The 16,881-nt window shown below is 73.0% G+C and carries 14 protein-coding genes and 3 pseudogenes; 11 read left to right on the top strand and 6 right to left on the bottom strand.

The genetic code is table 11. The features are described 5' to 3' along the window. Positions 1 to 32 precede the first annotated feature (32 nt). Positions 33 to 1,808, bottom strand: coding sequence for an ABC transporter ATP-binding protein (locus AB0B50_RS02440; RefSeq protein ID WP_362325050.1), 1,776 nt, complete (start codon positions 1,806 to 1,808; stop codon positions 33 to 35). Positions 1,809 to 2,155: 347 nt separating this feature from the next. On the opposite strand from AB0B50_RS02440, the gene AB0B50_RS02435 reads away from it, so the two are divergent. Then, positions 2,156 to 4,132: an AAA family ATPase gene (locus AB0B50_RS02435; protein WP_362324237.1), complete on the top strand. Its 1,977-nt coding sequence runs from the start codon at positions 2,156 to 2,158 to the stop codon at positions 4,130 to 4,132. Positions 4,133 to 4,163: 31 nt separating this feature from the next. Here the strand turns inward: AB0B50_RS02435 and AB0B50_RS02430 are convergent, their stop codons facing one another. Further along, positions 4,164 to 5,492 carry an ROK family protein gene (locus tag AB0B50_RS02430; RefSeq protein ID WP_362324236.1) on the bottom strand — a complete coding sequence of 443 codons (1,329 nt, stop codon included), beginning with the start codon at positions 5,490 to 5,492 and terminating at the stop codon, positions 4,164 to 4,166. Between the two features lie 76 nt (positions 5,493 to 5,568). On the opposite strand from AB0B50_RS02430, the pseudogene AB0B50_RS02425 reads away from it, so the two are divergent. Continuing rightward, a pseudogene (locus AB0B50_RS02425) lies at positions 5,569 to 6,763 on the top strand (family 1 glycosylhydrolase). Here the strand turns inward: AB0B50_RS02425 and murJ are convergent. Then, the gene (gene murJ, locus AB0B50_RS02420) at positions 6,706 to 8,268 is read right to left on the bottom strand and encodes a murein biosynthesis integral membrane protein MurJ (RefSeq protein ID WP_362325047.1); all 1,563 of its coding nucleotides are present in this window, start codon (positions 8,266 to 8,268) and stop codon (positions 6,706 to 6,708) included. The pseudogene AB0B50_RS02425 and the gene murJ overlap by 58 nt on opposite strands. Before the next feature lie 46 nt (positions 8,269 to 8,314). Beyond that, a pseudogene (locus AB0B50_RS02415) lies at positions 8,315 to 9,110 on the bottom strand (zinc-binding dehydrogenase); the annotation flags it as partial. Between the two features lie 286 nt (positions 9,111 to 9,396). On the opposite strand from AB0B50_RS02415, the gene AB0B50_RS02410 reads away from it, so the two are divergent. The 4 genes and pseudogenes from AB0B50_RS02410 to AB0B50_RS02395 form a co-directional block, all read left to right on the top strand. Then, complete coding sequence (locus tag AB0B50_RS02410; protein WP_362324234.1) at positions 9,397 to 9,672, top strand: hypothetical protein; 276 nt, start codon at positions 9,397 to 9,399, stop codon at positions 9,670 to 9,672. Beyond that, positions 9,645 to 9,941, top strand: a complete 297-nt coding sequence (locus AB0B50_RS02405) for a helix-turn-helix domain-containing protein (RefSeq protein WP_362324231.1) — start codon at positions 9,645 to 9,647, stop codon at positions 9,939 to 9,941. The genes AB0B50_RS02410 and AB0B50_RS02405 overlap by 28 nt, the downstream gene beginning before the upstream one ends. 29 nt (positions 9,942 to 9,970) lie before the next feature. Further along, positions 9,971 to 10,192: a hypothetical protein gene (locus AB0B50_RS02400; RefSeq protein ID WP_362324229.1), complete on the top strand. Its 222-nt coding sequence runs from the start codon at positions 9,971 to 9,973 to the stop codon at positions 10,190 to 10,192. Positions 10,193 to 10,328: 136 nt separating this feature from the next. Further along, positions 10,329 to 10,499 (top strand): annotated as a pseudogene (locus AB0B50_RS02395) (DUF5999 family protein); the annotation flags it as partial. Positions 10,500 to 10,501: 2 nt separating this feature from the next. On the opposite strand, the gene AB0B50_RS02390 reads toward AB0B50_RS02395, so the two are convergent. Beyond that, positions 10,502 to 11,707 carry an MFS transporter gene (locus tag AB0B50_RS02390; protein ID WP_362325044.1) on the bottom strand — a complete coding sequence of 402 codons (1,206 nt, stop codon included), beginning with the start codon at positions 11,705 to 11,707 and terminating at the stop codon, positions 10,502 to 10,504. Positions 11,708 to 11,795: 88 nt separating this feature from the next. On the opposite strand from AB0B50_RS02390, the gene AB0B50_RS02385 reads away from it, so the two are divergent. After that, on the top strand, positions 11,796 to 12,554 hold the full coding sequence (locus tag AB0B50_RS02385; protein WP_362324228.1) for a DeoR/GlpR family DNA-binding transcription regulator: 759 nt from the start codon (positions 11,796 to 11,798) through the stop codon (positions 12,552 to 12,554). A 5-nt stretch (positions 12,555 to 12,559) separates the two neighbouring features. After that, positions 12,560 to 13,210, top strand: coding sequence for an HAD family phosphatase (locus tag AB0B50_RS02380; RefSeq protein WP_362324226.1), 651 nt, complete (start codon positions 12,560 to 12,562; stop codon positions 13,208 to 13,210). On the opposite strand, the gene AB0B50_RS02375 is transcribed toward AB0B50_RS02380, so the two are convergent. Further along, positions 13,200 to 13,808, bottom strand: a complete 609-nt coding sequence (locus AB0B50_RS02375; RefSeq protein ID WP_362324224.1) for a TetR/AcrR family transcriptional regulator — start codon at positions 13,806 to 13,808, stop codon at positions 13,200 to 13,202. The genes AB0B50_RS02380 and AB0B50_RS02375 overlap by 11 nt on opposite strands. A 108-nt stretch (positions 13,809 to 13,916) precedes the next feature. Between AB0B50_RS02375 and AB0B50_RS02370 the strand changes: the two genes are divergently transcribed. From AB0B50_RS02370 to AB0B50_RS02360, 3 genes are all read left to right on the top strand, one after another. Then, positions 13,917 to 15,434, top strand: coding sequence for a cytochrome P450 (locus AB0B50_RS02370; protein WP_362324222.1), 1,518 nt, complete (start codon positions 13,917 to 13,919; stop codon positions 15,432 to 15,434). A gap of 86 nt (positions 15,435 to 15,520) precedes the next feature. Continuing rightward, positions 15,521 to 15,823: a hypothetical protein gene (locus AB0B50_RS02365; protein ID WP_362324220.1), complete on the top strand. Its 303-nt coding sequence runs from the start codon at positions 15,521 to 15,523 to the stop codon at positions 15,821 to 15,823. Continuing rightward, positions 15,820 to 16,869, top strand: a complete 1,050-nt coding sequence (locus tag AB0B50_RS02360; RefSeq protein ID WP_362324218.1) for a glutathione S-transferase C-terminal domain-containing protein — start codon at positions 15,820 to 15,822, stop codon at positions 16,867 to 16,869. Before AB0B50_RS02365 ends, AB0B50_RS02360 begins: the two co-directional genes overlap by 4 nt. The last annotated feature ends 12 nt before the right edge of the window (positions 16,870 to 16,881 follow it).

Raw genomic sequence — 16,881 nt, 5'->3', positions numbered from 1 at the left:
GATTTCCCTCTGCCCGTCACGACGTCACGACGTCACCCCGACGTCGCCAGGAACTGGGTCGCCGCCAGCTCTCCGTACAGCGGGTCCTCCTCCACCAACTCCGTGTGCGTGCCCACCGCGCGCACCCTGCCCGCGTCCATCACCACGATCCGGTCCGCCAGCGTCACCGTCGACAGGCGGTGGGCCACCACCAGGACCGTCACCTCGCGGGACACCTCGGCCACCACGTCCCGCAGGGCCATTTCGTTGACCGCGTCCAGCTGCGACGTCGCCTCGTCGAGCAGCAGCAGGCGGGGCTTTCTGAGCAGCGCGCGGGCGATCGCCACCCGCTGCCGCTCGCCCCCGGACAGTTTGGAACCCCGGTGGCCGACCACCGTGTCGAGGCCGTCGGGCAACCGCTCGACCATGCCGTCGAGCCGGGCGCGTACGAGGACTTCGTGGACGTCGGCGTCGGTGGCGTCCGGCGCCGCGAAGAGGAGGTTCTCGCGCAGGGTGCCCGCGAGGACGGGCGCGTCCTGCTCCACGTACCCGATGGAGGCCCGCAGTTCGGCGAGCGGCCACTCCTGGACGTCCTTGCCGTCGACCAGGACCCGGCCGCCCGTCGCCTCGTAGAACCGCTCGATCAGGCCGAACACGGTCGTCTTGCCCGCGCCGGACGGGCCGACGAACGCCGTCATGCCCGCGCCCGGCACGTCGAAGCTCACGCCGTGGTGGACGCACGGGTGGTCGTCGCGGTAGCGGAAGGTCACGTCGTCGAAGGTCACCGACATGGCTGCGGGCGCGGCGGGCGTCGGCACCGGTGCCGACGCCGGGGCCGGTGCCACGCCGCCGTCCGGCACGGACTGGTCCGTCTGTTCCGTCTCCAGGCGTTCCGCCTGCACGATCCGCGCGATCGCCGCCGAGCCCTGCTGGTACTGCGTCGCCGCTTCGACCAGGCGCCCCACCGGGTCGATCAGGTAGAAGAGGAAGAGCAGATACGTCACCAGCGTCGAGATCGATATCGCGCCGGATGCGACCCTCGCGCCGCCGATGCCGAGCACGGCGAGGAACGACACCTGTACGGCGAGCCCGACCGAACTCCCCGCCATCGACTGCCACTTCGCCGAGCGCACACCCTGCCGCCACGCCTCCCGCGCGGCGGCCTCCACCGCGGCGGCCTCCCGCTGCTCGGCGCCGGAGGCCTTGACCGTGCGGAAGGCGCCGAACACCCGTTCCAGCGCGGTGGACATCGTGCCCACCGCTTCCTGCGAACGCTGCGTCGCCTGCTCGATCTTCGGCATCAGCAGGGCCACCGCCCCGCCGATGAGCACGATCACGCCGAGCGTGACGCCAAGGAGCACCGCGTCCATCAGCCCCATCAGGATGATCGTCGCGATGAAGGTGAGCCCGCCGGAGGCCGCGGACACCACGGACTGGGTGGTCACAGCCCGCAGGAGCGTCGTGTCCGAGGTGATGCGGGACATCAGGTCACCCGGCTGGGTCCGCTCCACCTCGGGCAGGCGCAGCCGCAGCAGCCGTCCGATCAGAGTGCGCCGGGCCGCGAGCACCACGGACTCGGCGGTGCGCTCCAGGACGTACGCGCCGAAGGCCTCGATCGCGGTGCCGAGGATCACGAGTCCCGTCAGGAGCAGCAGGATGCCGGCGATCGAGTCGTCGCCGCCGAGCCGGTCCACGAGTGCCCCGGCCGCCAGCGGCTGGGCGAGCCCGGCCGCCGAGCCGATCAGTGTCAGTACGGCGCCCAGGGCGACGGCGGCGCGGTGCGGGCGGAAGTGCTGGTAAAGGGCGCGCCAGGTCTCCTTCGCCGGCAGCCGCCCGGTGCCGGCCCCTCCGGAGGCCGGATCGGGCGTGGGGCCGGGTCCGGCGGTGGGTGGCGTCTCGGTCGCGTCGGTCACGACTGACAGGACGCGGTACGGGGTGATCCACCTGACTGACGTGCGAAGTGTCGTGGACCGGCGCACATCCGCGACCGTTCCCGTACAGGGATACGAGGAGTCGCTGCCCCGCATGATTCGGTCGGACGTTTCACTACCCCGGATGACAGTGGGGAGTTAGACGATCTGCTGAAAACGGTGCAGAGACGATTCTGCACGGGGACGGTGGCACGGGGCGGGCAGCGGGCTCGCGGCGGTGAGGGACGCGAGCGGAGTGGAGAGGCGTGCGAGAACGGGGTCACGGGGAGAGCGCCGCCCGGCCGGACGGCCTGCGCTCCGGCGGTCTGATCGGACGGACCGGGGAACTGGGGGCGCTCCGCAGGATGCTGGCGCAGGGCAGGCTGGTGACGGTGGTGGGTGGCGCGGGCATCGGCAAGAGCCTGCTCGCCGAGCACGCGGCCGCCGCGGTGGGCGGTTCACTGCCGGACGGTGTGGTGCGGGTGCGGTGGTGGGACGGCGGCCCGTCGCGCCGCAGGTCGGTCGCCCAGGCGGTGGCCGAGGCGATGGACGACGAGACGGAGGGATCTGCCGCGTCGGTCGAGGCCGCGGAGCTGGTGGCGCGCCTGGGGAGCCGCCGGATGCTGCTGCTCCTGGACGACTTCGATCCGGTACGGGAGGACTGCGTACGTCTGATCCGCGAACTCCTGGAAGAGGCACCGGGGGTACGCGTACTGGCCACCGGCCGCCAACCACTGGGCCTCGGCGACGAAACGGTACTGCGGCTCGGGCCGCTGACGGTGGGGATGGACGGGGGTGCGGACGCGGGCGAAGGTGCGGCTCCGGGCCCCGCCGTCGCCCTGTTCCTGGAGCGCGTTCGGGCCGCCCGGCACGACGCCCGACACGGCCTGCGGCAGGACGTGAGGCAGGACGCTCCCACCCCCGGCCCTCCCCCGCCGCACCCCGCTGAGCTGCGGCTCGCTCACGAAATCTGTCGGCGGCTCGAAGGCGTGCCGTTGGCGCTCGAGTTGGCGGCGGCACAGGCCGCGCAGTATCCATTGGCGCAGCTCGCACGCATGCTGGAGCCCTCCCAGGGGTGGCTCGGTGTCGCGGACGCGCCCCTGCGCAGGCACCGGTCGCTGGGGGCCGCCGTGGGTGCGGGGTACGCCCTGTGCGGGGCCGCCGAGCGGACCGTGTGGGCGCGGCTGAGCGTGTTCGCCGGGGACTTCGACGAGGACGCGGCGGTGTTCGTGTGCGCGGGCGGCGGGCTCGACGCCCAGGACGTGCCGGTCTCGCTCGCCCGCCTGGTGCTCGCCTCGGTCCTGGAGCCGGTCCGCGATCCCGGCGGCGTCCTCACGCCGCGCTACCGCATGACCGCCGCGGTCCGCGGATTCGGCGCCGAGCGTCTGCAGTCCGTCGGGGAGACGGCTGCCGCCGTCAGCCGTCATCTGTACTGGTACGGCCATATCGCCTCCACCGCCCACCACTTGTGGAGCACAGGGCTGCACGAGCGGGCCGCCGCACTCGTCCGCGACGAGGAGACGGATCTGCGCGCCGCGCTGCTTCGTCAGCCGAGCGGCGCCGACCAGGCCTCGTCCGCTCTCGCGCTCGCGGTGGACCTGTGGTTCTGGTGGGCGGTCTGCGGTCACGCCGAGGAGGGGCGCGCGGTCCTCGCGCGACTGCTTCCCCTCGGCCGGTCGGACACCCGGGTCTGCGGGCAGGCCCTGTGGCTCGCCGGGTGGCTGACCGCGTGCGCCAACACCACCGAGGCGAGCGAACTGCTCGGCCAGGCCTGGCGCGTGGCGGTGCTCGCCGGCGACGACGCCACCATCGGCCGCGTCGCGCACGTCCTGGGCGCGCTCGCCCTTGAGGACGGCAGGACGGAGCGGGCCATCGCGCATCTGCGGGAGGCCGCCGACACCATTCCCGTGCACGCGGAGCACGGCCCGCCCGCCGCCGTCAGCTGGGCGCTCCTCGCGGTGGCCCAGGCCAGGGTCAGACCGGCGGACGCGTGGCGCAGCGTCCGTCGCGCGTCGGCGGGGCCGCAGCCGCGGCACGACGTGTGGACGCGCTCCATCACGCAGTACGCGCAGGCCCTCGTCGACCACTTACGCGGGCGCCGCAGCCGAGCCTGGCGGCGCGCCCACAAGGCGCTCGCCGGAACCGCAGAGGTCCCGGCCGTCCCCACCATGGCAGGGCCGCCCGGCGCCGCACTCATCCATCAGCTGATCGCGGACATCGAGGCGGGCCAGCCGCCCGCCTGACACCCCGGGAACGTCACTTCGGCGCCCCCGTTCACCGAACCCCCCGCCCCTCCAGCACCGCCTGCCAGTCCGGTGCGCCCGCCGCCCCCTCCTCCGTCCTCGCCACCGCCGTGCGGCGGCGGCCGCCCCGGGTGAAGAAGTCGGCGAGGGGCAGCGTCGCCGCGCCCACGGTCACCGCGTCCGGGCCGAGTTGGCCGAGGTCGACGGCGACGCGGGCCGCGGGGTGACGCAGGGCGTACGCGGTGGTGTACTCCCGGACGGCGGGCAGCAGGTGCGGGCCCAGCCGCAGGCCCGCCCAGCCGCCGACCAGGACGCGTTCGGGGCCGAAGAGGTTGACGAGATCGGAGATGCCCGCGCCGAGGTACTCGGCGGTCTCGTCGAGGACCGCCGCGGCGACGGGGTCGGGCGCGGTGTCGTCGTCCGGATGGGCGGCGGCCAGCAGCGCGCTCACCCCGCTCTCCTCGTCGGCGCCGGGCGGCAGTTGGCCGCCCGCCTCCTGCCAGCGCTCCAGGAGGGCCTCGGCTCCGGCGTACGCCTCCAGGCAGCCCCGCGCCCCGCAGCGGCAGCGGCGGCCGCGGACGCTGACGGTCAGATGCCCCCACTCGGCGGGCCCGCCCCGCGCGCCGCCGTGGATGACGCCGCCGGTGACGACGCACGCGCCCACGCCGGAGCCGATCAGGACGATCGCCGCGTCGCGCGCGCCCCGGCCGCTGCCGAACCACATCTCGGCCTGGCCGAGCGCGCGGGCGCCGTTGTCGACGAAGTAGGCGGTGCCGACGGGGAGTTCCACCGCATCGCGCAGCATGGCCTCCAGGGGGACGGCGTCCCAGCCGATGGTCTGGCCGTGCACCACGGTGGCACCGGAGTCGTCCCGGTCGACGATGCCGGGCACACCCACGCCGACGCCGAGCAGGAATCCTGGACCGGCTCCGGAGGCGATGCCCGCCTCGGCGGCCACCTCCGCGACCCCCTCCCGTATATGACGGACGATCAGCTCCACGTCGTGCCCGGAGTCCGTCAACGGGCGTTCGGTGCGGGCGAGTTCCTTCAGCGCGAGGTCGAAGGCCTCCACGCGCACCCGCGTCTCCCCCACGTCGACTCCGATGAGCCGACCGCTGGAGGGGGCGACCCGCAGCAGCGTGCGCGGGCGTCCGCCGTCCGACTCGACGACGCCCGCCTCCTCCAGGAGTCCGTCGGCGGTGAGTTCGGCGACGACGTTGCTGATGGACCCCGAACTGAGTCCGGTCGCGGGGCCGAGTGCCTGCCGGCTCATCGGCCCGCCGAAGTACAACCGTTGCAGCACCGTGGCGCGGTTGCCCACGCGCAGGTCGCGCACCGTCCGACTGCCCCGCTCTGCCATGTGGCTCCTCTCCGGTCCGCAACATACCGGTGCGCGACCTCTTGCCGCGACCATCTATCAGGTTTTAACTCACGTCATAAATAAGGCCGTGAAACCATTCAGGTGTCGAACTCGGCCTGCCCTCGGCACCGCTTCGGCCTGCGGCAGCAGCGACGCAGGAGGCGCGGGCAGCAACTCCTCACCCAGGAGGCTCACTTACCAGGCCTCCAACCAGGGGCCGAACCTCGCGGCGGACAAGAAGATCCTCACGCCCGAGCTGAAGAGGTTCGAGAAGGAGACCGGCATCGAGGTGAAGCTGGAGGTCATCCCCTGGTCCGAGCCGCTCAACCGGATCCTGGCGGCGCCCACGTCGGGCCAGGGCCCCGATGTCCTCAACATCGGCAACACCTGGCCGTCCTCGCTCCAGGCCACCGGCGCCCTGCTGCCCTGGGACGCGAAGACTTCGCGGCGATCGGCGGCAAGGACCGCTGCGTGGACTGGGCCCTCGGCTCGACCGGCGCCGCGGGCAAGGATCCGGCGGCGGTTCCGCTGCACTCCCTGTCGTACGCCCTCTGCCACAACAAGGCGATGTTCATGGCCAAGGACAAGATCGTCGCGCCGGGCCTGACCGGCCTGGAGGCCGCCGTGCGCGCCTTCTACCACCTGCTGCTCGGGCACGGGCTCGGCTTCCCCGCCGACATGCGGGAGGTGTACCAGGTGGACTTGCCGGAGCGGGTGGGCGACGCGGTGACCATGGCCCAGCCGCTGGACTGGCTGGGTCTCACCTACCACTTCCCGGCGACGGTCGTCGACGACCCGGCGGGCCCCGCGCCGTGTGCCCGCCAGGTGTACCGCCCCGAGGTCCCGCACACCGGCATGGACCGGGAGGTCGACGCGAGCGGCATCGAGTCCCTGCTGATGCGCCTGACCGAGGAGTACGGGGCGCGCAGCCTGTACGTCACCGGGAACGGCTCGGCCTACCCCGACGTCGTCCGCGACGACGGCTCGGTCGACGACGTGGAGCGCGCCCGCTGTCTGCGCCAACACCTGGCGGTCTGCGCCCGCGCCGCCCTCGGGGCGCCGCGCCGGCCGGGTACTACGCCTCGTCGCCCCTGGACAACTTCGAGTGGGCGTACGGCTACGACAAGCGCTCCGGACTCGTCCACGTCGACTACGCCACGCAGCGCCGCACCATCAAGGCGAGCGGCCGCCACTACGCCGACCTCGTCCGGGCTCACCGGCGCAGCATGCGCAGTTCCCCTATCCCCAGCAGCCGGGCGAGCACGAGGTAGCCCGCGGCCATCGTCACACCGCCGGCCGCCAGGGCCACAGCCGTCGACGCCGTGCCGGTGAGCGACGTCTCGGCGCCCGCGCGGGCGGCGGCCAGGCCGAGCGCCCCGGCCAGGGCGGAGGCCAGCGTCAACTTGCCGTACGTACGCACCAGTCGGCGCCCGTCGAGGTAGCCGCCGAGCCGTCGGCGCAGCAGCCGCGCGGTGAGCAGGAGACCGGCGGCGTACGAGAGGGTGTAGGCCGCGGCCATGCCGGTGACCGCCCAGCGCGCGGGCAGCAGCTGATGGCAGGCGGTGGCAAGGACTATGTTCACGCCCGCCACCCAGCACGCCATCCAGAAGGGGGTGCGGGTGTCCTCGTAGGCGTAGAAGCCGCGCAGGAGGAGGTACTGCGCGGAGAACGGGATCAGGCCGAGGCCGAACGCCTGCAGCATGTGGCCGAGGGGCTCGGTGGCGGCGGCGTCCGAGGCGCCGTGGGCGAACAGCAGCTCGGCGGTCTGCGGCCCGAAGGCCAGGAAGAAGAACCCGGCGGGCACGATCACCGTGCCGGTGACGCGCAGGGCACGGGAGAGCTCGCCGCGCAGATCGGCGGTGCGGCCCTCCGCGGCCGCCTTGCTCATCCGCGGCAGCAGCGCGGTCACCAGGGAGACGGTGACGATGGACTGCGGCAGGAGCCAGATGGTCTGCGCGTACGAGTACGCGGTGTATCCGGCCCCTGCCTTCGGCAGGCGCTGGTCGGCGATGTTGGCGTAGTTCGTGACGACGGTGAGCGCGACCTGGTTCGCGAGGACGAGCAGCAGCGTCCAGCGGGCGGCCTGGACGCTCTTGCCGAGGCCGGTGCCGCGCCAGTCGAAGCGGGGCCTGAAGCGCACGCCGGCGGCGCGCACGAACGGCACGAGCGCCAGGGCCTGCAGGGCGATGCCGACGGTGGTGCCGATGCCGAGCAGGCCGACCTGGTCGGCGGTGATGTCCCGGACGCTGTCGGGCACGGTCATCAGGCCCAGATAGGCGCCGAACATCGCGACGAGCACCACGTTGTTCAGGACCGGGGTCCACATCATCGCGCCGAACTTCTCACGGGCGTTCAGCACTTGGCCGAGCATGCCGAAGAGTCCGTAAAAGAAGATCTGCGGGAGCAGGAACCGGGCGAAGACCACGGTGAGTTCGAACGCCTCGTGGTTGGCGGGGGTGTCCCGCATGTAGAGGCCGACGATCTGTGGGGCCGCCCACACCGCGAGCGCCGTACCGACGCCGAGGACGCAGACGACGAGGGTGACCAGGCGCTGCTCGAAGGCCTTGCCGCCGTCGGGGTCGCTCGCGCGGGCGCGCACCAGCTGGGGCACCAGGACGGCGTTCAGCGCGCCGCCTATGAGGAGGGTGTAGAGGCTGGTGGGGACGGTGTTGGCGGTGTTGTACGTACTGGCGAGGAGGCCGGTGCCCAGGGCCGCGGCCTGGAGGACCTGCCTGATCAGCCCGGTGGCCCGGGAGACCACCGTGCCGAAGGCCATGAGGAGCGAGGAGCGTGCGAGGGTCACCACAGGAGCGGCACCTCGATCAGCCGGTCGGTGCCGTCGCGGAGTTCGAATTCCATGCGCTTGATCCTCGCACGGGCCTCTGACGGCGGACGCCGAGCCCGGCGCGGGGTGCGAGCGCGAGGACGCCCACCTTGCCGGTGTGGCGGTTGATCTGCACGAGCCGGGTCGCCTCGGCCACGTCGTCCAGGGCGTACGTCACCGACAGCGCGGGCTCGATGTGACCGAGGTCCAACAGGCGTGCCACGGCGGCCTGTTCGACGAGGTTGGCGCCGTGGCTGCCGATGACGCGCTTGAGCCGCATCCAGAGGTAGCGGTTGTCGAACTCGTGGCGGTAGCCGGAGCTGGAGCCGCAGGTGACGACGGTGCCGCCACGCCGGACCACGAACACGGAGACCCCGAACGTCGCCCTCCCCACGTGCTCGAACACGATGTGCGGGTCCTCCCCCACCAGCTCCCTGATGCGCCTGCCGAGCCGCTTGCCGACCGTCGTCGGGTCGGCGGGGGCGCTGCCGGTCAGGCCGATCTCCTCGCGGTCGACGACGGCGTGACAGCCGAACCGCCTGGCCCGTTCCGCCTTCTCGGGGCTGCTCACGACGCCGACGGCGATCCCTCCGCCGCCCCCGCACGAGCTGGGCGGCGTACGCGCCGAGCCCGCCTGCCGCGCCCCAGATCAGCACGACGTCGCCCTGGGTCATACGGGCACCCCGGTCACTGACGAGCATGCGGTAGGCGGTGCCCGCGCACAGCGGACTGCTGGCGCCCTCCTCCCACGTCAAGTGGTCCGACTTGGGCAGGAGTTGACTGTCCCGTGCCACGCACCGGGACGCCGGACCTCGGTTCGCAGTGCGCGCTCTCCAAGCAGCTCGCGGGCGCCTTCCAGGACGCGTACGAGGGCGAGAACATCGCGGCGCTCCTCAAGGCAGGCTTCGCGGACGCCGCGACGGACGGCGTCGGCTACCTCGACGGCCAGGTCCATCCGTACGCGTCCGGCGCCGACGCCGGTCACGCCCTGCTCGACATCGCCCGTACCGCGCCCGCGATCCCCGGCAGCGGCCTCGACGAGGAGACTCGGGTCGGGCGCCGGAGGACGTCCGGCCCATCGTGCCGCCCGAGTTCCTCGCCCGCTTCGACGAGCGGCCGGGGCGCGTCGTCGTGCCCGACCCCGAGGGTCCCGGGCGGGCCCGCGCCGTCGCGGGGGCGCTGCACGGGCTGCGGGCCGTGGTCGGTCCGACCGTCGACGTGCACGAAGGGGCGCGGTCGCTGCGCTGGGTGCTCGACGCACTGGAGCTCTCCCGGCGCGGCGTCCTGCCGGCGCCGGACGTGCTGCACTGCGCGGACCATCTGGCGACGTGCTGCTCTTCCGGGACGAGTCGTTGATCGACGCGCTGGTGCGGCGGCACCTGCTGCCGCTGGACGCCGTGCGCTCCCCTCGGCGCGAACGGTTCGCCGAGACGCTGCTGTGCTGGCCGCGCTGCGGCCACAACGCGAGCGAGGTCGCGAACCGGCTCGCCGTCCACCCGCAGACGGTCCGCTACCGGCTGCGCCAGCTGGACGAGGTGTTCGGCGACCAACTGCACGATCCCGTGGCGCAGTTCGAGATGCAGCTCGCGCTCCACGCGGTGAGCCTGCGGCCCGCGGCGGACTGAACGCCGTTACGAGGAAGCCTCGTCCAGGCGTGCCGGACTCCGAGGCGTTCACGGCGTACGAGCACACGATGCGGGGTTTCGTCGAGCAGAACCAGGCGCTGGCCACCATGGGCAGCGCCACCCTCGCGCCCCGCAGCCAGGAGCTGCTCGACGCGCGCAACGAGGCGCTGCGCGACCCGTCCGCCCTGACGGGAGAAGAGGGCCGCGCCGCCAACACCGGCCTGACGCTGCCGGACTACGGCCGGGGCTAGCGCTGCCGGACTACGGCCCGGGCCAGACGCCGCCCGTCTGCGGCCGGGGCCGGTGAGGCGATGACTTCTCCGCCGCCGAGGAGTCATTACTCGTACAAAGCCCGTGCAGGGAGCCCGCGTTGGAAGCAGGTGCGTCATGTGTTCCCACCAGCCGCCGTGCCCGACAGCCGACAGCACCGACCGCGATGCCGCCGCCGTGCTGACCGCCCATCCCGAACAGGGCTGGAGCCTGCTGTGCAACGGCACGATCGTCTTCGACGACACCGGTGAACTCCTCCCGGACGGACGGGTCGTGCCGCCGCGACGCTGTCACGAGCGCATGGCGGACACCTCGGCGCGCGCCGTCGGCTTCGGGCGCAGGATGCCCGCCGTGCAGGCGGCGACGGCACAGAAGGCCACCGGCAGGAAGAACGTCAGGTTGAGCGGCATGAAGTGGGTCAGCGGTCCGATGACCGCGGGCCCGGCGAGCATCCCGAGGTAGCCGAGCCCCGCGACGCGGGAGACATTGGCTCCGGCGGCGTCCTGGTCGGCGTGTCCCGCGGCGCTGAAGAGCTGCGGGATGCAGCCGGACAGGCCCGCGCCGAACACGGTCCAGCCGAACAGGGCCGGCGGTACCCAAGGGGACAGCGCCGCCACCGTCAGACCGAGCGCGGCCACGGTCGCACCGTGGCGCAGGACGGCCACCGGGCCGAAGCGCGCGGCCACCCGGTCGGCGAGCAGCCGCCCGACGGTCATGGCCGCGGCAAAGGCGCCGTAGGCGAGGGCGGCGGTGGCGGCGGGCGCGCCCAGGGCGTCGCGCAGGTGCAGCACACTCCAGTCGTTGGCCACGCCCTCGCAGAGCATGAGCATCAGCGCGAGGGCGGCAAGTATCCATATCTGCCGGGGAGTTCCGCGGCGCGAAGGGGAAGCCTCCGAAGTCTCCTTCTTCGTACGCGAGGCGGGCGTGCGCGCGGTGGGCTCGGGACGCAGCAGCGCGGGGGCGGACAGCCCGGCGGCCGCGGCGCCGAGCAGCGCCACCGCGCCGAGGGTCACAGCGGGGCTCCAGCCCCAGCTGAGCGTGCGGGCGCCGACCAGCGCGGCCAGGACGCCGCCGATGGAGAACGTGGCGTGGAAGGCCGACATGACGGGCCGCCGGTAGCCGCGCTCGACCTGGACCGCGTGCGCGTTCATGCTGACGTCCAGGCAGCCGTTGCCGAGGCCGAGCACCAGCAGGGCCGCGCCCAGCGTCCAGACGTTCGTGGCGAGGCCGGGCAGGACCAGGGCCGCGCTGCACAGGGCCGCGCCGGCGGGGACGACGGCGCGGGCACCGAGGCGGTCGGTGAGCGGGCCGACGACCTGCATGCCGACGAAGGCGCCCGCACCGAGCAGCAGCAGGAGCCAGCCGAGCACGGCATGGCCGATGCCGACCTGGTGCTCGATCGCGGGGATGTGGACGATCCACATCCCCATGAGGAAGCCGTTCAGGGCGAAGTAGGCGAAGGTGGCCAGTCGCCCGGCCCGCAGTGTTCTCTCCATGGCTGCACTTTCCATGACTTCGAACATAACGAACAGAAACGGTGTTCGCTAGCTTGATTTTCAAACATCGCTGATGTTTGATGTGGGTGTGGCCAGTACAGATCGACTGAGGCAGATCACCGACGCCGTGCGCGAGGCGGGGCGGATCGGTGTGGCGGAGCTCGCCGAACTCACCGGCGCCTCCGAGATGACCATCCGCCGCGACCTGGAGGCCCTGGCCGAACAGGGCGTCCTGGAGCGCTACCGCGGGGGCGCGCGGAGCCTGCTGCTGCGCGGCGAGGAACCGCCCTTCGCCCTGCGGGCGCGCGAGGGCCTGGAGGCCAAGCGCCGCATCGCGGCCGAGGTGGCGGTGCTGATCACCGACGGCGAGTCCGTGGTGGTCGACAGCGGCACGACCTGCCTGGAGGTCGCCCGCGCGCTGGAGCACCGGCGCGTGACCGTGATGCCGCTGTCCCTGCACGCGGTGAACGCCCTGTCGGGCGCGCCCCAGGTGACCCTCCTCGTACCCGGCGGCCGACCGCGCCCGGGCGAGCTCGCCCTGACCGGCCCGCTCACCACGGCTTCCCTCGCCGCCCTGCGCTTCGACACCGCGGTCGTCGGCTGCTGCGGGCTGACCGCTGCGAACGGTCTGACCGCCTACGACCTGGACGACGCCGCGGTCAAGCGCGCGGCGATCGCCTCGGCCCGCCGCGTCATCGCCGTCGCGGACGCCGCGAAGCTCTCCCGCACCGCCCTGGCCTTCGTCGCCCCCGCCGCCGCGCTGCACGCCGTCGTCACCGACGGGGCGGCGGCGGACGAGGAGACCGACGCGCTCGCCGCGGCGGGCGTGACCGTACGAAAGGTGTGACCCCCTTGAACAACTCGGCCGAGCCGAACGGCAGTTCCCGGACCCGCGGCACCCCGCACGACGTCGTGCTCTTCGACATGTTCGGCGTCATCGCGTGCCATCAGTCCCAGGACGGCAAGGACCGCCTGGCCGCCGTCGCCGGGGTGCCCGAACCGGCCTTCTGGGAGGCCTATTGGGGGCTGCGTCAGCCGTACGACCGCGGGGACGTGACCGGACCCGCGTACTGGCGGCGCGTGGCCGACGCCCTCGGCGTGGACTTCGACCGGGAGCGGGTCGCACGGCTCGTCGAGGCCGACCTCGCCAGTTGGAGCGCCGTCGACGACACCATGGTCGCCCTGATCGAGGAACTGGCGGCAGGGGGACGGCCGATCGCGCTGCTCTCCAACATCCCCGAGGAGCTGGCCGCCCGCTACGAAGAGCGGTACTCCTGGCTCAAGCACTTCCAGGTGTGCGCCTTCTCCTGCCGCATCGGGCACGCGAAGCCCGAGCCCGGCGCCTACCGCTGGTGCCTGGAGGCCCTGGGCACCGAACCGGGCCGCGTCCTCTTCGTCGACGACCGCGAGGAGAACATCCGGGCCGCCGAGGCGAGCGGCATACGCGGACACCTCTTCACGAGCCCCGCCCGCTTGAGGGAGGCCCTCGACATCAGCGCGTGATCGCGCCCAACAGCGCCTTCGCGCACAGGTCCCGCACCTGTTCACGCGTCAGGTCCGGCTCCTCCAGCCACTCCAGGCAGACGGCCACCATGAACGCCAGCCATCCCCGCACGGCCAGGCGCACCGCGGGCAGGTCCTGGGTGATGCGGGCCACGTCCGGGTCCGCGGCGAGCGCCGCGAGGATCTGCCGCTCCTGAGCGGCGAGGCCGTTCCGGTAGACCTCGCGGACCAGCGGGTCGCCCGCCGCCTCGGCGCGGTGGAAGGCGCGGAAGCCCTGCGCGTGGCTCTCCACATAGCCGAGGAACGCGTCGAGTCCGGCGCCGATCTGTTCCTGCACCGGCAGGCCGGGAACGGCCGCCGTCAGCCGCAGCATGCGCTCGCTCTCGCGGTGCACGACGGCGGCGAAGAAGTCCCGCTTGGTCGGGAAGTAGTGGTACAGCAGCCCGCGCGAGACACCGGCGATCTCCGCGACCCGCTCGATCCACACGTCGTCGTAGGGCTTCTGCGCGAACAGCCGCGCCCCGACGGAAAGCAGCTGCTCACGCCGCTCCTCGGTGCTCAGTCTGCGGCGCGTGCGCTCCTGCGGGTTCGCGGCCATGCAGGCACCTTACTTGACGGGAATTCAATAGCGGTACCAGACTGGAAGCTCCTATTGAATCCACGTACAACAGGCCCAACGGGCCCGTCGGACAAGGGAGATGGGCACATGGCGCAGACGACGCGGTCCGCGGCGGCGAAGGGCCCGGACGAGCGGGGCGCGCCCGCCTCGCCCTCCGGCGGCGCGTCCACCGCCCCACCCAAGGGATTCCGCAGCGCCGAGCTCGGCTGGCCCGAGCTGCGCCGCATCCCCCACCCGCCGCGCAGGCTCCCGCTGCTCGGCGACATACTCGGCGCCAACGTCCGTACGCCGCTGCAGGATTCGATGCGGATGGCCAAAGACCTCGGGCCCATCTTCCGCCGCAAGGCGTTCGGCAAGGAGTTCGTCTTCGTGTGGGGCGCCGAGCTCTGCGCGGACCTCGCCGACGAGTCGCGCTTCGCCAAGCACGTGGGCCTGGGGGTCGCCAACCTCCGTCCCGTCGCGGGCGACGGGCTCTTCACCGCGTACAACCACGAGCCCAACTGGCAGTTGGCGCACGACATTCTCGCCCCCGGCTTCAGCCGCGACGCGATGGCGGGCTACCACCCGCTGATGCTGGACGTCGCGGGGCAGCTGACCGCGCGCTGGGACGAGCGGGAGGCCGCGGGCCGGTCGGTGGACGTGCCGGGCGACATGACGAAACTGACGCTGGAGACCATCGCCCGCACCGGCTTCGGGCACGACTTCGGCTCCTTCGAGCGGTCCGCGCCGCACCCGTTCGTGACAGCGATGGTCGGCACCCTCTCCTTCGCCCAGCGCCGCAACGTCGTGCCGCCGTTCCTCGCCCCGCTGACGCTGCGCGGCGCCGGGCGGCGCAACGACGCCGACATGGCGTACCTCAACCGCACCGTGGACGCGGTCGTCGCGGCCCGCCGCGCCTCGTCGGGGCCCGGCGGCCACGGCGACCTGCTCGACCGGATGCTGGAGGTGGCGCACCCCGGGACCGGGGAGCGGCTCACTCCGGAGAACATCCGCCGACAGGTCATCACCTTCCTGGTGGCCGGGCACGAGACGACCTCCGGTGCCCTGTCGTTCGCGCTCCACTACTTGTCGCGCTCCCCCGACGTGCTCGCCCGCGCGCGGGCCGAGGTCGACGAGGTCTGGGGCGCGGAAGGAGAGCCCGCGTACGAACAGGTGGCCAAGCTGCGTTACGTACGCCGGGTGCTCGACGAGTCGCTGCGGCTGTGGCCGACGGCTCCGGGGTTCGCGCGTGAGGCGCGCGAGGACACCGTGCTCGGGGGCGTCCACCCGATGCGGCGCGGCGCGTGGGCGCTGGTTCTCGCGGCCATGCTGCACCGCGATCCCGCGGCGTGGGGCGAGCGTCCCGAGGAGTTCGACCCCGACCGGTTCGCACCTTCGGCGGTACGGGCCAGGCCCGCGCACGTCTTCAAACCGTTCGGCACCGGCGCGCGGGCCTGCATCGGACGTCAGTTCGCGCTGCACGAGGCGACGTTGGTGCTCGGCCTGCTCCTGCGCCGCTACGACCTGCACGCGGAGCCCGGCTACCGGCTGCGCGTCGCCGAGCGCCTCACCCTCATGCCGGACGGTCTCACGCTGCGCCTCACCCGCCGCGCCCCGGCCGCGTAGGGCGCGATTGTCAGACCCGTGCGCGAGAGTGGAGACGGCATCACCGCGATGCCGTTTTGCCACCCAGCGCAGAGGAGTCGCTCGACATGACCGGCACGACGTCCGAGGAACTGCTCGCCGCCCAGGCCTGCTTGCGCCTGCTGCACACCGCGCGGGCCGCCCTGTCCGACTCCGCGTCGGTCTCGCCCGCCGCCGCGGCGTCGCTGCTCGCCGGGCCGATCGCGGAGGCCGACGACGCACTGCGCCGCGCGGGCCTCGCGGGGAACGAGGCGGCGCTCATCGACCGCATCTACGACCTCGCGCCTCCCCCGCGCCCCGAGGACGACGCCGTCCGTACGGTGCCTTCCCCCGTGGCCCGTTCCCGTGCGCGCGAGGGCAGCCAGTCATGAGCGGGGCAGGCGGGAGCGGCGGGGCGAGGAACAGCCCCCCGAAGGGCAACGCGTCGTACGGCCACAAGGAGTTCAAGCGCTCCAAGAGCCACTTCGCGGACCGCATCACCGCCGACGGCAGGGACGGCTGGCCCGTCGAGGCGGGGCGCTACCGCCTGGTGGTGAGCAGGGCCTGCCCCTGGGCGGGCCGGGCGCTGATCGCGCGGCGGCTGCTCGGCCTGGAGAGCGCCGTGTCCCTGGCCGTCACCGACCCGATCCAGGACGACCGGAGCTGGCGCTTCACCCTGGATCCCGACGACCGCGACCCCGTCCTCGGCATCCGCTTCCTCAGCGAGGCGTACGAGGCGCGTGAGACCGGATATCCCGGCGGTGTCAGCGTCCCCGCGCTCGTGGACGTGCCCAGCGGCAAGCTGGTCACGAACGACTTCCAGCAGATCACCCTGGACTTCGCCACGGAGTGGACCGCGCTGCACCGGGAAGGCGCGCCCGACCTGTACCCCGAGCCGCTGCGCGACGAGATCGACACGGTCGTCGAGGGCGTCTACCGCGACGTCAACAACGGCGTGTACCGCGCGGGTTTCGCCGCCGACCAGAGGGCGTACGAAGAGGCGTGCCGCGATGTGTTCCGCCGCCTGGAGCTCACCTCGGAGCGCCTGTCAGGACGGCGCTACCTGGTCGGGGACACCCTCACGGAGGCGGACATCCGCCTGTTCTGCACGCTGGTGCGGTTCGACGCGGTGTACCACGGCCACTTCAAGTGCAACCGCTGGAAGCTGGCCGAGGACCCGGTGCTGTGGGCGTACGCCCGGGACCTGTTCCAGACCCCGGGCTTCGGCGACACCATCGACTTCGACCACATCAAGCGGCATTACTACCACGTGCACGAGGGCATCAACCCGACCGGCATCGTGCCGCTGGGCCCCGACCTCGACGGGTGGCTGACGCCGCATCACCGGGAGGAGCTGGTCGGCCGGCCGTTCGGCGACGGCACGGCACCGGGGCCGGTGCCCTCCGGGGAGGAGGTGCCCCCTTCGGGACGGCCGTGAGAGCGCCGGGCG

Source organism: Streptomyces sp. NPDC041068, assembly GCF_040647455.1.
Lineage (GTDB): Bacteria > Actinomycetota > Actinomycetes > Streptomycetales > Streptomycetaceae > Streptomyces.
This window is presented reverse-complemented; position numbering and strand designations above follow the sequence as displayed.

Excerpts from the sequence above, each read along its gene's own strand:
- AB0B50_RS02375 (WP_362324224.1), bottom strand. The coding sequence starts at position 13,808 with ATGGCCGCGAACCCGCAGGAGCGCACGCGCCGCAGACTGAGCACCGAG.
- AB0B50_RS02360 (WP_362324218.1), top strand. The coding sequence starts at position 15,820 with ATGAGCGGGGCAGGCGGGAGCGGCGGGGCGAGGAACAGCCCCCCGAAG.
- AB0B50_RS02365 (WP_362324220.1), top strand. The coding sequence starts at position 15,521 with ATGACCGGCACGACGTCCGAGGAACTGCTCGCCGCCCAGGCCTGCTTG.
- AB0B50_RS02390 (WP_362325044.1), bottom strand. The coding sequence starts at position 11,707 with ATGGAGAGAACACTGCGGGCCGGGCGACTGGCCACCTTCGCCTACTTC.
- AB0B50_RS02430 (WP_362324236.1), bottom strand. The coding sequence starts at position 5,492 with ATGGCAGAGCGGGGCAGTCGGACGGTGCGCGACCTGCGCGTGGGCAAC.
- murJ (WP_362325047.1), bottom strand. The coding sequence starts at position 8,268 with ATGGCCTTCGGCACGGTGGTCTCCCGGGCCACCGGGCTGATCAGGCAG.
- AB0B50_RS02370 (WP_362324222.1), top strand. The coding sequence starts at position 13,917 with ATGGCGCAGACGACGCGGTCCGCGGCGGCGAAGGGCCCGGACGAGCGG.